Origin of the sequence: Acidiphilium sp. PA, assembly GCF_026191915.1 — a bacterium.
In the GTDB taxonomy this organism is placed as follows: Bacteria; Pseudomonadota; Alphaproteobacteria; order Acetobacterales; family Acetobacteraceae; genus Acidiphilium.
In genome coordinates, this window is sequence record NZ_JAIMBY010000001.1 from 151604 (window position 1) to 165618 (window position 14015).

The 14015-nt window shown below is 64.4% G+C and carries 12 protein-coding genes; 3 read left to right on the plus strand and 9 right to left on the minus strand.

Annotated elements, in window-relative coordinates:
- Positions 1-15 precede the first annotated feature (15 nt).
- The 5 genes from AruPA_RS00740 to AruPA_RS00760 all read right to left on the minus strand — a co-directional run bounded on the left by AruPA_RS00740 (position 16) and on the right by AruPA_RS00760 (position 5439).
- Positions 16-1098, minus strand: a complete 1083-nt coding sequence (locus AruPA_RS00740; protein ID WP_029310483.1) for an aromatic/alkene monooxygenase hydroxylase subunit beta — start codon at positions 1096-1098, stop codon at positions 16-18.
- 26 nt (positions 1099-1124) lie between these two features.
- Entirely contained in the window at positions 1125-2162 is a 1038-nt protein-coding gene (locus AruPA_RS00745; protein WP_265634209.1) for an NADH:ubiquinone reductase (Na(+)-transporting) subunit F, read from the minus strand.
- A gap of 76 nt (positions 2163-2238) precedes the next feature.
- The gene (locus AruPA_RS00750) at positions 2239-3909 is read right to left on the minus strand and encodes an aromatic/alkene/methane monooxygenase hydroxylase/oxygenase subunit alpha (protein ID WP_029310481.1); all 1671 of its coding nucleotides are present in this window, start codon (positions 3907-3909) and stop codon (positions 2239-2241) included.
- Between the two features lie 238 nt (positions 3910-4147).
- Positions 4148-4345 (minus strand): hypothetical protein, encoded by a 198-nt coding sequence (locus tag AruPA_RS00755; RefSeq protein WP_265634212.1) that lies wholly within the window; start codon positions 4343-4345, stop codon positions 4148-4150.
- Complete coding sequence (locus tag AruPA_RS00760) at positions 4342-5439, minus strand: hypothetical protein (RefSeq protein ID WP_265634214.1); 1098 nt, start codon at positions 5437-5439, stop codon at positions 4342-4344. The genes AruPA_RS00755 and AruPA_RS00760 overlap by 4 nt, the downstream gene beginning before the upstream one ends.
- A 260-nt stretch (positions 5440-5699) precedes the next feature.
- Here AruPA_RS00760 and AruPA_RS00765 point away from each other — a divergent pair, with 260 nt between their 5' ends.
- The 3 genes from AruPA_RS00765 to AruPA_RS00775 all read left to right on the plus strand — a co-directional run bounded on the left by AruPA_RS00765 (position 5700) and on the right by AruPA_RS00775 (position 8965).
- A complete protein-coding gene (locus tag AruPA_RS00765) occupies positions 5700-7580 on the plus strand; it encodes a sigma-54-dependent Fis family transcriptional regulator (protein WP_265634217.1) in 1881 nt (626 codons plus the stop codon).
- Positions 7581-7685: 105 nt separating this feature from the next.
- Positions 7686-8624 (plus strand): J domain-containing protein, encoded by a 939-nt coding sequence (locus AruPA_RS00770; protein ID WP_265635106.1) that lies wholly within the window; start codon positions 7686-7688, stop codon positions 8622-8624.
- Positions 8624-8965: a chaperone modulator CbpM gene (locus AruPA_RS00775; RefSeq protein WP_265634219.1), complete on the plus strand. Its 342-nt coding sequence runs from the start codon at positions 8624-8626 to the stop codon at positions 8963-8965. Before AruPA_RS00770 ends, AruPA_RS00775 begins: the two co-directional genes overlap by 1 nt.
- Before the next feature lie 6 nt (positions 8966-8971).
- Here AruPA_RS00775 and AruPA_RS00780 read toward each other — a convergent pair whose 3' ends face one another.
- Genes AruPA_RS00780 through AruPA_RS00795 form a run of 4 tightly spaced genes read right to left on the minus strand, consistent with a single transcriptional unit; the run spans position 8972 to position 13863 of the window.
- Positions 8972-9709 carry an ABC transporter ATP-binding protein gene (locus AruPA_RS00780; protein WP_265634220.1) on the minus strand — a complete coding sequence of 246 codons (738 nt, stop codon included), beginning with the start codon at positions 9707-9709 and terminating at the stop codon, positions 8972-8974.
- A complete protein-coding gene (locus AruPA_RS00785; protein ID WP_265634222.1) occupies positions 9702-11684 on the minus strand; it encodes a branched-chain amino acid ABC transporter ATP-binding protein/permease in 1983 nt (660 codons plus the stop codon). Before AruPA_RS00785 ends, AruPA_RS00780 begins: the two co-directional genes overlap by 8 nt.
- Positions 11681-12610, minus strand: a complete 930-nt coding sequence (locus AruPA_RS00790; protein ID WP_265634223.1) for a branched-chain amino acid ABC transporter permease — start codon at positions 12608-12610, stop codon at positions 11681-11683. The genes AruPA_RS00785 and AruPA_RS00790 overlap by 4 nt, the downstream gene beginning before the upstream one ends.
- Positions 12611-12618: 8 nt before the next feature.
- Positions 12619-13863: a branched-chain amino acid ABC transporter substrate-binding protein gene (locus AruPA_RS00795; protein ID WP_265634225.1), complete on the minus strand. Its 1245-nt coding sequence runs from the start codon at positions 13861-13863 to the stop codon at positions 12619-12621.
- Between the last annotated feature and the right edge of the window lie 152 nt (positions 13864-14015).

The window sequence follows — 14015 nt, forward strand, 5'->3', positions numbered from 1 at the left end:
CCTTTATTATAACGATTACTGATCCAGCGTGGCACGAACATCGAAGCCGATCTCAGCCGCGATCGCGCGCACCCGGTTTTTCGCGAGATCGAGCGCATCGGCGAACTGAGCGACCTTGACCCGCGGTTGCGACCAGATCGGCTGCAGATGATGCGCCGCATCGAGCGCGAGCGAGCCGTGCTTGTGCATCCATTGCACCAGGATGGCCCGGTTACTGTCGCCATGGTCCGGGTCGAGCACCAGGATGTGAAACAGCTCGACCGCATTGGCGAGGTTGCGCTCGTAATCACCCTCGGCCGCCGCCACCACCGCCGGTGTCATGAAATCGTTCTGCGCCGCCGCCATCTGCATGACGAACCCGCTGCGGAACAATTCACCGACCAGGGGCTCGAACACGATGTTGGTGGCGAAATACTGCTCCAGATAGTCGGTCGCCCCCATCACCGCCTCGGTCGCGTGGCGCGTCCCCTGCCAGATCGGGTCTTCGAGCCAATGCTGCTTGCCCGCATCAAGATCGATGCCCTCGATATCGAGCGCGAGTTCGCCCAGATACAGCGTCAGATCCTGCGAGAACCGCAGTTTGTACGAGGAATTCGTCAGGATCGCGTTATTGATCATCTGCGTATAGCCGTAGCGCTGCGCCTGCATCGTCGCCGTGCCCAGGCCGAATTCGGCATGTTTGTACGCGCCGAGATGATCGGACAGCACCTTGACCCAGGCCCGGTCGAACCGCTTCGGCGCACCGGAGCGGCGGCCGTTTTCGATCAGGTTGCTGATCATGCCGACAATGGTGGACTGGCGCTGGTAATGGGTGCGTTCCCACTCCTGATCGACCGCGCGGAACTGATGCCAGTTGGACGATTTCAGCGCCGTCCAGGTCTTGTCATAGGTCGGCGTGCCATCGGCGAAGCTGATGATCCAGTCCTGCAGCAGATAACGCTCCGGATCGGGCTGCACATCGACCGTCATATCCTCGTAATGGCTCGCCTTTCGGCCCTTCGGCTCGAAATAATTGTATTTGCGGCTGTCCGAACCGGCGAAGGTGGCGGACCCGGCGGCGCCGGATTTCTGGGGTGACGGTGTCTCGGTGACGCTCATCGTGTCTCTCCTGATTATCGTTGATCTCAGCGAACGGCGGTGGTGAATTTGTCGAAATAGATATGATCCGGCTCGACCCCGGCCATCTGCAGAACCGGCAGAACGGCATCGATCATCGGTGGTGGTCCGCAGGAATAGGCGTCCATCTCGCCTTCGAGCCCTTCGGCGCGCAATCGTCGTGCCAGCACCTCGTGAATGAAACCGCGCTCGCCGGTCCAGCCATCGCCATCCTCGGCGTGCGACAGGGCCGGAATGAACCGGAAATCCGGCAAGGCCGCTTCCAGCCGTGCGAATTCATCGAGATAGAACAGATCGGCCCTGGTGCGCGCCCCATAGAAAAACCGCACCGCCCGATGCTCGCCCGACGCCACATGATCCTGCAGGATGGACCACAAGGGCGACATGCCCGACCCGCCCCCGATCAGCAGCATCGGCCCCGGCCGGTCCTCGCGCCGGAAACACGTGCCGTACGGGCCCTTGATGCTCAGCCGATCGCCCGGCTGCAGAACGGTATCGAGCGAAGCTGAAAACGCGCCATCGGGGTATTTCTTGATGATGAAGGCAAGCCGGTCCGGCTCGCCCGGCGGGCTGCCCATCGAATAGGCCCGCGTCACACCATCCGCCAACGTGATGTCGACATACTGGCCGGCCCAGAACTTCATGGGTGCGCCAAGCGCCACGGTCATGCGGCGGATGTCGTGCGTCAGATGTTCGATGCCGGTCAGAACCGCGTCGTAAGCGCGCACCGGAATCGAGCGGCGCAGCAGATCCTCGTCATAGTTCAACAGTTCGATCTCGAGATCGCTGTAAGCGTGCGTCTTGCACAGAAGAATATGCCCGGTATCACGCTCGTAATCGGGCAATGCGAAGGTCGAATATTTGAGCAGTTCGATGTCGCCGTCGATCAGCTTCGATTTACAGGAGCTGCACTGGCCTTCCTTGCACCCGTGCATCACGGAAATACCCTGTCGGAACGCGGCATCCAGAACGGTCTCGCCTTCCTCGACCTCCATTTCGATGCCGACAGGCTCGAACCGGACCTTATGCGTCGTAATCACAGTCATGACGTTTCCCGTTGGTTTTTATCGTTCGGAAAAAAGCCGCCGGGCACAGCAATCGTGCCCGGCGGAACGAAACAGGTCAGTTCAGCGGATTGATCACGAAACCCTTGCGGTATTCCGCCGCCGCCGCCGCCTTGCCTTCCGCCGACAGGCTGCGGAAATTGAGCAGCGGGCTGCCCAGCTGATGGCCGCGCACGTCGTCGAGCGTCCACATCTTGCTGTCGTCGAAATGCAGATGCGGCTGCGGCACCAACGTCTTGCCGTCGTTGCGGACGAAGCCGAGGTCGGTGATCGCATCGGCGATATCCCAGCCGTCGTAGCAGGTCTCCCACTCACGACGGCCGCTGAACCGCCCCATCGCCGGCGTCGGGCGCCCTTCGTATTCCGCGGCGAACGCAACCTTGTGGGTCCAGCGGCACGTCTCCGAGCAGTAGGTATAGGTCTGCCCGTCCACCTCATCATAGGTGAAATCTTCGCGGATCAGGCAAGGCACCATGCAGGACCAGCAACGATGCGGATACACATACCCCACGTCGGCGTTGAACAGCACCTGCGTCTCGCCCTTGTGGCTGAGCTTCTCATACCATTTCCAGTAATTGCCGAACTCGGCGTACCAGCCTGGATATTTGTGCTCGAACCACTCGAAGTCTCTCTCGGTCTGCGCCTCGATGCGCCAGAAATTGACCGACCAGCCAACCGAGAAGAACTGCGCCGTCTTGTGCACGTAATTCTTCTTGACGATCCGGTCCCAGGCCGCCGCGACATCATCGTGATGGATCTTGATGCCGTATTTCTCGAGCGGCAGCATGTACGTGCGGTAGTAATCCTCATAGATCCAGCGATGCCACAATTCGGCATAGCTCTCCTTGTTCTTGTTGCGATCGGTCGTGCCGTATTCGACAAACGTGCCGATCGCGGCATCGACGATCGCGTGATTCTGCCAGAACGCGTATTTGATGTCGCGCTCGAGCAGCAGGTGGTTGTCCGGGTCGTTGATCAGCGACATCAGCAGCGAATGGCCGTTGCCGATATGGCGGCTCTCGTCGGACTGCACCGACAGGAACACGGTCGGCAGCGCATAGTCGCCGTTGCGCGCCGCTTCCGATGGCATGGCGACGAACAGGGTGTTGGTGAAAGCGGTTTCCGCGACCACGGTCAGATAGATGTTGGCCGAGGTGATCGCATCACCCGTCACGAAGCCCTCGGCGAACTGCCGCCCGATCGTCGAGGCATAGCATTTGCCGAACGCCGCTTCGGTGATGTCAAAGCCCGCCGGATCGATGTAGTTTTCCATGTACCATTTCTTCAGGTTCATCTGAATCGTGGAGTGGCGGAATTCATCGACCATCTGCATCGCAAAGCCGGTGCGCAATTCCTCGCCCGGCGCCAGGCGCCCGACCATCGCCATCGAGCGCGCGGCCGAGATTTCCGGGAACGGAATGATCGCGAGAAACAGTTTCATCCACTCGACCCAGCGCGGCTGGACATTGCGGAACATGTCGCCGCGCAGCGCCGCATCGAGCGCGCCATAGACCCGGTTGTCCTTTTCTTCCTGCATCGGGAAGTAGGAGCGAAGCACCTGCTTCATCGGATCGCGTGGGGTCTTCTTGATCTTGTAGTCGGTCGGGAAGGTCATCGCCTCCTGAACGTAGCTCGGCGTCCAGCCGAGATCCGCGACCCGCCGGGTCGCATCGCTGATGCTCATCCCCTTCTGGGCCGTAATTTTGTTGAGCGTTAAGCTATCAGGCATCTTGGTTTTCTCCCGAATGATGTTGATCTCAAAGTATCGTCACGCATCGAGCAATCGTCTGTCGTGCCGGCTCACGTCATGGCTTGGCCGCCTGCCAGAGATCGCCGGGATGGATTTGCAAGTTTGGTGCCAGCTTCAGCATCTGTTGAAATCAACCGATTCCCGTAAGACCGCCGCGCGCCACTGTTGCAGACAGCGCCAGGTCCGCACGACTCCTGTGGCAGAATGCGACACCCGCTCATGGCGCTGATGTGTCATCGGAGGCGCCGCGATGTTCGGCGAAGCTCTTGCCCTCCGCGATCCAGCGGGCCGCCAGCACCAGCACGCCCATCGCGAAATCCTTGCCATGCGCTGCAATCATGCGTTCGGCGATCATGCCGAGTTCCTTGAAAAACCGATCTTTCGAGGCTTCTTCGTCCGTCATCGGGCCGGTCATTTCATCTCTCCTCTGCCGCCCTGAACCGGGCGGAACAACAGATCGGGCAACAGCACCGTGCCGGCCTCGCCATCGACGGTCGCAAACGCCAGCGCCGCGCCGCTCGGCGTGAATTCCAGCGCAACCGGCGCACTGCCGGCCTCGCGGATCAGCATGACATCGCGCAGCCCCGGCCGCCCGAGCACCACCCGCCCCGCACGATCGGCGCAGGCCACCAGGCCCAGCCGCGGATGGCACGCGATCGGCCCGACCGCCTGGCGCCCATCACGCCCGATCGCGAACCGCCGCGCCCCGCCCGTGGCATCCCAAACGTAAACATCCTCATCGCCCCCGATCACCAGAACACCCTCGCTGGTGAAACCCATCGCGGTGGCGCGCATCGGGATGTCGATAATGCGCCACGCATCGCCCGCCCGATCGCGCATCACCACACCCCCGCCCGGCACAGCGGCGGCAAACCGCGCCCCCTCCGCATCCCAGCAGATCACGCGAAACGCCCCGGGCGCTTCAAACCGCGGCGCCGCGCGGACCGCGCAGGCTTCGAGCGACACACCGCCCTCATACCCGATCGCGAGATGCAGGCCGGATGGATCGAAACAGAGCGCGACAACCGGCCCCGGCAGGCTCAGGCGCTTCTGATCCGGGCCGAGCTGGTCGACCTGCCGGCCGGCGGCGAATGCGCGCCGCCCGCCGCGCCCGGCGGCAACCGCATTGATCTGCCGGCGTGCCCGTGCCGCAAGCTCGGTCACGCCGCCCTCGGCGAGCCGCAGAAACCGGCCATCGGCACCGCCCGATACCACCCCGCCCAGCGGATCGGCGGCGAGCGACAAGGTCGCCGCCCGATGGGCGCCGATGATCACGGGCGGTGGTGGCGGCGCGGCGGCGGCAATGATTTCGATACCCCCACCCGGCCGCGGCGCCAGGCGCGGCGCGCCCTGCCAAAGCGACGCCAGACAGGCGAGCGCGCCGTCCGCAAGACCGAACACCGCCGCGTCACCATCCCAGACCAATGCGTTGATCGTGGTATTGAAGACAAAACTCGCCCCGAGCAGATCATGCAGGGGCGGCGGAGCTTGAGCGGCGGCGACATCCATGCGAGGGCAATAGCAATTGCCGTGCCACGCCGGGGCGGCAGTGAATATCAAGTCATTGCGTCAATTGCTGCAATGCAAAATGCCCGGTTCGTTGTTGTCGGCATGAACAGGGCGTGACAGCATCGCTCCGTTTCTGAACAATACGCAGCCCTGCCACGAATTTTGCTAGGGATTTCGTCCCCCGTGCACTATCATCATTCAGGTGGGCCCCTGGCCCCAGCCAGAACAGCTCGGACCAACGAAGCTGAACGGAGGAAACCATGTTGCTGCATGCCGAAGACCGCGTGGGTCAGGCGCGGGCCGCGCTCGAATCGAACGGTCTCGTCGCCGCCGACCTGCTCTCGGCCGATATCCGCGACAGCTGGCAGCGCTGCCTCGCATCCGGGCTCGATCCCACGGCGGCGCCGCGGATCGAAAATGTCGGCGCCGATCATCTGCGGCGCGCGCGCGAGCAGCGCGCCATGGTCCACCGCCTCGCCTCGGCCGAATTGCGCGCCTTGTATCAGCAGATCGCCGGCAGCAACTTCATGGTCGCACTCGCAGCACCCGACGGCCTGCTGCTCGAGGCCATCGCCGATCCCAGCTTTGCCCGCGAAGCGCAGGCCGCCGCGATCGAGCCGGGAACCATCTGGGATGAACTCCATTGCGGCACCAACGCGCTCGGCACCACCATCGCAACCGGCACGCCGCAGAGCATCCACGGCGGCGAGCATTTCTTTCGCCGCCACAACGCCATCACCTGCGTCGCGGCGCCGGTATTCGGGCCGGACGGCGCCCTCGCCTGCGTGCTCGATGCCTCGTCGGACTGCCGATCCCGCCAGAGCCACACCCGCGCCCTGGTCGGCATGGCCGCCATCCAGATCGAAAACCTGCTGCTGCGCGAAACCCACGCGCGCCACCGGATCATCGCATTCCACAGCCGGCCTGAATATCTCTCAACCCTCAGCGCCGGGATTCTGGTGTTTTCCGAAAGCGGGCGCGTGCTCGCCGCCAACCGCCAGGCCCGTTTCCTGCTCGCCGGGCTACCGGTCGTGATGGGGCGCAGTTTCGATGCAATCTTCCGAACCGGGTTCGGCGCCTTTCACGATGCCTGCGCCCGCGGCGACATCGGCACGCTGGAAGACCGGGTCGGCAGCGTCTACGTCGCGACGCTCGAAACACCCAAGACCACCCGCAGCATCGCGGTCGGTGCCGGCCCGCCGATCGGCGGCCCACAAACCAGGCCGGAGATCGCGGCACCCGATTTCGTCGCCGACGATCCGGCCGTCGCCGCCGCGCTCCGCCTCGCCGCCTCGGCCGCGGCCCGCAACCTCCCCCTCCTGATCCGGGGCGCGACCGGCACCGGCAAGGAATTGCTCGCCCGCTACGCCCATGCGGCCCGCCGGCCGCGCGGCCCCTTCGTGCCCGTCAACTGCGCGGCCCTGGCGGAAACCCTGATCGAGGCCGAATTGTTCGGCTACGCCGACGGCGCCTACACCGGCGCCAGGCGCGGCGGCGCACCGGGTCTGGTGGCCGAGGCCGATGGCGGCACGCTGTTCCTCGATGAAATCGGCGACATGAAACGGCCGCTGCAGGCGGTTCTGCTCCGCCTGCTCGACGATTGGACCATCCGTCCGATCGGCAGCACCCGTGCGCGGACGGTCGATGTCCTGCTGATCGCCGCCACCAATGCCGACCTCGATGCCGCAGTCGCGGCCGGGCAGTTCCGCGCCGATCTGCTCTACCGGCTCAACACCGCCGAAGTCCGTCTGCCCACCCTGAACGAACGGCGGGATTTCACGGCGATCGCCCGGCACCTGCTCGCCCGCTTCGCGCCCGGGACCACAATCACCGATGAGGCGGCCCACCTGCTTGCCGGCTCGGTCTGGCGCGGCAACATCCGCGAGTTGAAAAGCGCCCTGCTTCGCCTCGCCATGCAGCAGGACGGCGGGATCATCGACGGGCTGGCAGCGGAAACCCTGATCGGCCAGCGCGCCATGCCGTCCGTGGACCACAGCGACCCGCACGATCTGCGCGACATCGTCCGCGCCCGGATCCGTGCTGCCTTTCGCGAGAACGGCGGCAACATCAGCGCCACCGCCCGCAGCCTCGGCGTTTCGCGGAACACGGTCTATCGCGGTCTCGACAGCGCCAACCCCTGATCGCGCGTCGCACCCTGATCGCGCGTCGCACCGGCCGGCGGGGCTATCACGCCACGCCGCCGCGTGCTTTGATCGGGCCGTTACCAGTCGCTGCCAAGGATACCGATCGTGCCAAACCCCTACGAAACACTGGGCGTCGCGCGGGATGCGAGCGCCGATGACATCCGGCGTGCCTATCGCAAACTCGCAAAGATCCATCACCCCGATCTCAATCCCGGCAACGCCGCCGCCGAAGCGAAGTTCAAGGACATCGCCGCGGCGCACGCGCTGCTTTCGGACCCCGAACAGCGCGGCCGGTTCGATCGCGGCGAGATCGACGCCGAAGGGCATGAGGCGGCACCGCGCCGCCCCGGCTATCGCGAATACGCCGAAACCGCCACCGGCCAGCGCTACAGCGCGGGATCGGCGGGCGGCGAGACCGGCGGGTGGGACCCCGAAGACCTCGAATCGATCTTCGGGTCGATGTTCACCGAGGCAAACCGCCCGCGCAACCAGGGTCCGGCCCGCGGCGCCGATGCGCGTTACAGCCTGACCACCAGCTTTCTCGATGCGGTCAATGGCGCCACGACCCGCCTGACCCTGCCCGACGGCAGCACGCTCGATGTCAAAATCCCGCCCGCAACCGACGATGGCCATATCCTGCGCCTGCGCGGCAAGGGCAATCCGGGCCGCAACGGCGGGCCGGCGGGCGATGCGTTGATCGCCATCACGGTCGCACCCCACCAATATTTCACCCGCGATGGCCAGGACATCCGGCTCGATCTACCCATCACGCTGCAGGAGGCCGTGCTCGGCGGCCCCATCGAAGTGCCGACCCCGGGCGGTGCGGTGCGCATGCGCGTGCCGCCGCATTCGGACAACGGCACCATCCTGCGCCTGCGCGGCCGGGGCGTGCCGGGCCGGGGCACCACGCCGGCGGGCGATCTGTACGCCACCCTGCGCGTCACCATCGGCACGCCGGATGAGGCCCTCGAGACATTCCTGCGGAGCTGGAAACCCGCAACCGCGGCCAACCCGCGCCAGGCCATGGAAACCAACCCATGATGACCCGCACCCTCACGATCGACATCATCATCCGCGCTATCGATGGCATCAAACGGCCCGACCTCGATCGATGGATCGAAAACCAGTGGGTCCGCCCGGACGCCGCCCCGACCGGCTACGTCTTCACCGAAATCGACCTCGCGCGCGTCCGCCTGATCCATGAGCTGGTCCACGAGTTCCAGGTCAACGAAGACACCATGCCGATCGTGCTCGGCCTGCTCGACCAGATCTACGATCTGCGCCGCCGCCTGCACCAGCTCGGCGATGCGATCGGTCAAACCGCATCGCCGGATATCCGCGCCGAAATGATCGCCCGGCTGACCGGCGGCGAGGCCGCGTAACCCGCCCTACGCCTCGACGTGCAACTCCCCGAGATAAGCCTCGCGGATCGCGGGATTCGCCGCCAGTTCCGCCGCCGGGCCCGCCAGCACCACCCGCCCGGTCTGCAGCACATACCCCCGATCGGCGATCTGCAGCGCCATGTTGGCGTTCTGTTCGACCATGAAAATCGCCACACCCTGGCGGTTGATCGTCTGAATGATCCCGAACACGACCTCCACGAACCGCGGCGACAGGCCCATCGAGGGCTCATCCATGCAGATCAGCCGCGGCCTTGCCATCAGCGCCCGGCCGATCGCCACCATCTGCTGCTCCCCGCCCGAAAGCGTGCCGGCCAGCTGCCCCCGCCGCTCCTTCACGCGCGGGAACAATTCATAAACCCGCTCCAGATCGGCCTCGAACTCTGCCCCGCGTTTTTGGGTGTAGGCGCCCATTTCCAGATTTTCGAACACGGTCATGCGCGGAAACAGCCGCCGCGCCTCGAGCACAGGGGCGATCCCGCGCTTGACCCGCCCGGCGGTGCTCAAACGGTTGATGACATCGCCACGATAGCGCACCTCGCCCGCGGTCGGCGTCACCGTCCCCATGATCGTCTTCATCGTCGTCGACTTGCCGCTGGCATTGCCGCCGAGCAGCACGATTATATCCGTGCTGCTCATGGTGTAATCGACCCCCTTGAGCACATGCAGATCGCCGTAATGCGTGTTCACCGCATCGAATTCGAGCAACGGGGCATCGTCACGCATTGACCGCGCCCCGGCCGATATACGCCTCGATCACCGCCTCGTCGCGCCGGACCACATCCGCCGGTCCCTCCGCCAGCTTCTCGCCGTAATCGAGCACGATCACGTTGTCCGCCAGCCGCGTGACCACATCGAGCTTGTGCTCCACCAGCAGCACCGTCAGGCCCAGATCGCGAAACCCGGCGATCTGCTCGGCGAGTTCGAGGCTTTCGGCCGGATTCATCCCCGCCGTCGGCTCATCGAGCATCAGCAGCCGCGGCCTCGTCGCCAGCGCGCGCGCAATCTCGACCCGCCGCCGATTGGCATAAGACAGCTGGGCCACCCCCTGATCGATGCGGGGGATCAACCGGTTGCCGAACATCGCGAGCAGCTCCAGCACGAACTCGCGGGCTTCGCGCTCTTCGGCCCGCACGCCCCCAAGCCCCAGCACGATCCCGCCCGGTCCCGATTTCAGATGCGTATGCTGCCCGATCAGCACGTTCTCCATCACCGTCAGATTGGGAAACAAACGGATGTTCTGAAACGTCCGCGCCACGCCATGACGCAGGATCTGATCCGGCCGCAGGCCGATCAGCTGATGCCCGGCAAAATCGATCGAGCCGGCCGCGGGCGTCACCAGCCCGGTAATGCTGTTGAACAAGGTCGATTTGCCGCTGCCGTTCGGCCCGATCACCGCAACGATGCCCCCGGCCGGCACATCGAGCGAGATCGATTTCAGCGCGGTCAGCCCGCCGAATTTCACCGTCAGGTCCCGCACCGCCAAGGCCGCCGGCGCGCCCGCGGTCGTGGCCTGCGCGCAGGCCCGGCTCAACCGCTCGACCGCCGGCAGCGCCCCGCGCGAGACCGCCGCATCCTGCTGGGCAAAACTCAACCGCACCTCGTTGCGGCTGGCCGGCACGATGCCGTCCCGCCGATACAGCATCATGGTCACCAGAATGATGCCAAAGATCAGTTCGGACGCCGATGTCAGTTCAAGGTTGGACAGAAACGGCGAATGCACGGCATTGCCCAGCGCCTGCACCAGCGCGCTGAGTTCCGGCAGAAACCACGCCTGCAACAACTGCAGCAGCACGGCGCCGATGATCGCACCCCACACGCTGCCGAGACCGCCGAGCACGATCATCACCAACACCATGATCGACACCGGCAGGTCGAACATATCCGGTGTCGCGGTCTGCAGCTTCGCGATGTAGAACGTGCCCGTCAGCCCCGCGAAACCCGCCCCCATCGCAAACGCCAGCAGCTTCAGCCGCGTCGTATGGATCCCCATGGCGCCGGCCGCAATCTCATCCTCGCGAATCGCCATCCAGGCCCGGCCGATCCGCGATGGCTTCAGCCGCAGGCTGATGAACAGCAGGAGCAGCACGATGCCGAGCCCGACGTAGTAATATGGCGTCGAATTGATCCCGAAACTGTGGCCGAACACCGAAGGCGGCGCCACGCCGTTCAGCCCCTCCGCGCCATTGGTCAGCGAAGACCAGTTGCGCACCACGATCGGCACGATCTCCCCGAAGCCCAGCGTAACGATCGCCAGATAATCGCCCTTCAGCCGCAACGTCGGCGCCCCGAACGCGACACCGAACCCCGCCGCGATCATCGCCGAGACCGGCAGCATCACCCAGAACGGCACCGTGAAATGCACCGTGGCCGCCGCACCGACACCCAGTTTCGCAACGAACCCGATCGCGGCAAGCGGTGCCCACGCGCTGCTCCACGCCGGGTGCAGCTGATACGAGTTCAAAATGCCATAGGCATAAGCCCCGATCGCGAAAAACGCCGCGTAACCGAGATCGAGCAACCCCGTGAAACCGACCACGATATTGAGCCCGAGCGCCAGAGCGGCATAAGCGGCACAATTCGCCGCGATATCGATATTGGCCTGCCCGGTATCGAGAAACGGAAACACCAGCAGAAACGCCAGCACCACCAGAAAAACCATCTGCCTGGTCCGCGGCGACAGCGCGGCGAACCGCTTCATGACCGGTTCGGTGCCAGCATGCCGAGCAACCCGGCCGGGCGAAACACCAGCGTGCCGATCAGGATCGAAAAAATGATCACATCCGCCCAGCGCGCCGCGATATACTGGCTGCCGAGGGTTTCGATCAGCCCGATCACAATACCGCCCAGCATCGCCCCCGGCACGTTGCCGATCCCCCCGAGCACGGCGGCGGTAAAGGCGCGCAGACCCGCCGTATACCCGATGCTGTATTGCGCGAAATTATAGTAGAGCCCGAAAATCATGCCCGCCGCGCCGGCCAGCGCGGAGCCGGCGAAAAACGCGATCATCACCACATGATCGACGTCCACGCCCATCATCCGCGCCGCCTCGGCATCCTGCGCCACGGCCCGCATCGCCTTGCCGAGCCTGGTGCGTTTCACGAACAGATTAAGCCCGACCATCAGCGCCGCCGAGACGATCCAGATCAGAATTTCCTTCAGCCGGATCACCACGCCGCCGACATGATAGCTCGCCGCCGGCATCGGATCGGGAAAATTGATCGCCTGCGCATTGGTGGCCAGCAGGACCAGATTGAACAGGATATACGAGACCCCGATGGTCGTGATCATCGCCATCGGCCCTTTGACATTGCGCATCGGCCGCAGCGTGTATCGCTCGATCATCACGCCCAGCGCCCCCGAGGCCACCATGGTCACCACCAGCGCCACCAGCAGCACCAGCACCAGCGGCGCACCGTGCAGAACCACCGACTGTCCCTGAAGCCCGAACGCCTGCAGCACCACGAGCGCCACGAACGCGCCCACCATGAACACGCTGAAATGGGCGAAGTTGATCAGTTCCAGAATGCCATAAACCAGCGTGAATCCCAGGGCGAGCAGCGCATAAACCGCCCCGAGACTGACACCATTGACGATCTGCTGCAGAAAAATCGCAGAACCGGTCATGGTCCGGCCTAGCTCTGCGGCGCCACCCCGATATAGACGGTCTGTTTGTCCATATCCGCCAAAGGTGCTGATTTGTCCTGCTTGAACTGGAACACGGCGACCACGCGGGTGCTCAGATCGCCATATTTGTCGAACGAGATCGGCCCTTGCAGCCCGTTGATCTTCACCGTCTGGACCGCATTGCGCACATTCGCCGCGGTCAGCGGCTTGCCGCTCCTGATCACCGCCTTGATCGCGGCAATCGCGACCAGGGCCGCGTCGTACGATGTGATGGCATAATCATCCGGCTGGACGCCGTATGTCTTCGCATAGAGCGCCACCCAGCTCGCGAGCTTCGGATCGTCGACGACATGCGGCGAGGCATTGGTGGCATACCAGCCTTCGGCCGCCGGAAATCCTGCCGCGGTCATCATCTCCGGGCTCAAAATCCCGTCGCCGCCGCCCTTCTTGATGCCCGGCACGATCTGGTAGGATTGTTTCACGAGCTTGACCGCGGCCTGCATGGTGCCGCCGTAGTACAGCGACGCTGCGTTGGTCGCCTTGATCTTGGTCAGAACCGCGGAATAGTCGGCGGCCTTCGGGTCGAGCCGGTCGCGGCCGAGCACTTTGATGCCCTTGACCTTCGCCTGCGCCGCGAAGGCATCGGCCAGGCCAACGCCATAGGCACCGCTGTCGTCGAGCACGTAAACGCTCGGCACCTTCAGGGTCTCGGCGTAGAAATTCGCCATATTCGGCCCCTGATAGGCGTCCGTCGTCACCGTGCGGAAATAGATCGGCTTGCCACCCGGCACGAATTCGCCGGCAAATTGCGGGTCGGTCAGGGCGGGTGCCGTGGAGCTCGGCGTAATCGTCGCCAGATCAGCCATCGACAGGATCGGCGCCATCGCCTTGCCCGAACCGCTCATTTCGGGGCCGACGTTGGCCAGAACCGATTTATCGCCGGCCAGTTTGCGGGCGTTGGTCGCGGCCTGCGCCGGATCATACTGCCCGGCCGTGGCCGTCGCATTGTTCAACACCATCGGCTCGAGCGTGACGCCCTTCAATTCGCCGCTCGAATTGGCCAGTTTGATGGCAAGCAGCGCCCCGTTCAGAATCAGATGCGCGGCCTCGGCATCGGCGCCGGTCAACGGCAAGGTGATCCCGATGCGATAAACCTTGTCGGAAGCAAAGGCCCCGGGCGCTCCGGCAGTGATCAAAGCGGCGGTCGCGGCGGTCGCGGCGGTGCCGCGCAACGCATGGCGTCGAGAAATCATCAGAAGCCCCAATCATATTGTTTTTGTGTTACGAAATCGTGAGCAGACTAGCGGGGCTGACACGGAACGCAAGAAGATTTTATCACCGCCCGGGCGCAGCGGGATGATACCCCGTCAACACGACGGCATACGCAATTTTACGTATACGGCCG

Coding starts and splice junctions, on each gene's coding strand:
- AruPA_RS00740 (WP_029310483.1), bottom strand. CDS start 1,098: ATGAGCGTCACCGAGACACCGTCACCCCAGAAATCCGGCGCCGCCGGG.
- AruPA_RS00745 (WP_265634209.1), bottom strand. CDS start 2,162: ATGACTGTGATTACGACGCATAAGGTCCGGTTCGAGCCTGTCGGCATC.
- AruPA_RS00750 (WP_029310481.1), bottom strand. CDS start 3,909: ATGCCTGATAGCTTAACGCTCAACAAAATTACGGCCCAGAAGGGGATG.
- AruPA_RS00755 (WP_265634212.1), bottom strand. CDS start 4,345: ATGACCGGCCCGATGACGGACGAAGAAGCCTCGAAAGATCGGTTTTTC.
- AruPA_RS00760 (WP_265634214.1), bottom strand. CDS start 5,439: ATGGATGTCGCCGCCGCTCAAGCTCCGCCGCCCCTGCATGATCTGCTC.
- AruPA_RS00765 (WP_265634217.1), top strand. CDS start 5,700: ATGTTGCTGCATGCCGAAGACCGCGTGGGTCAGGCGCGGGCCGCGCTC.
- AruPA_RS00775 (WP_265634219.1), top strand. CDS start 8,624: ATGACCCGCACCCTCACGATCGACATCATCATCCGCGCTATCGATGGC.
- AruPA_RS00780 (WP_265634220.1), bottom strand. CDS start 9,709: ATGCGTGACGATGCCCCGTTGCTCGAATTCGATGCGGTGAACACGCAT.
- AruPA_RS00785 (WP_265634222.1), bottom strand. CDS start 11,684: ATGAAGCGGTTCGCCGCGCTGTCGCCGCGGACCAGGCAGATGGTTTTT.
- AruPA_RS00790 (WP_265634223.1), bottom strand. CDS start 12,610: ATGACCGGTTCTGCGATTTTTCTGCAGCAGATCGTCAATGGTGTCAGT.
- AruPA_RS00795 (WP_265634225.1), bottom strand. CDS start 13,863: ATGATTTCTCGACGCCATGCGTTGCGCGGCACCGCCGCGACCGCCGCG.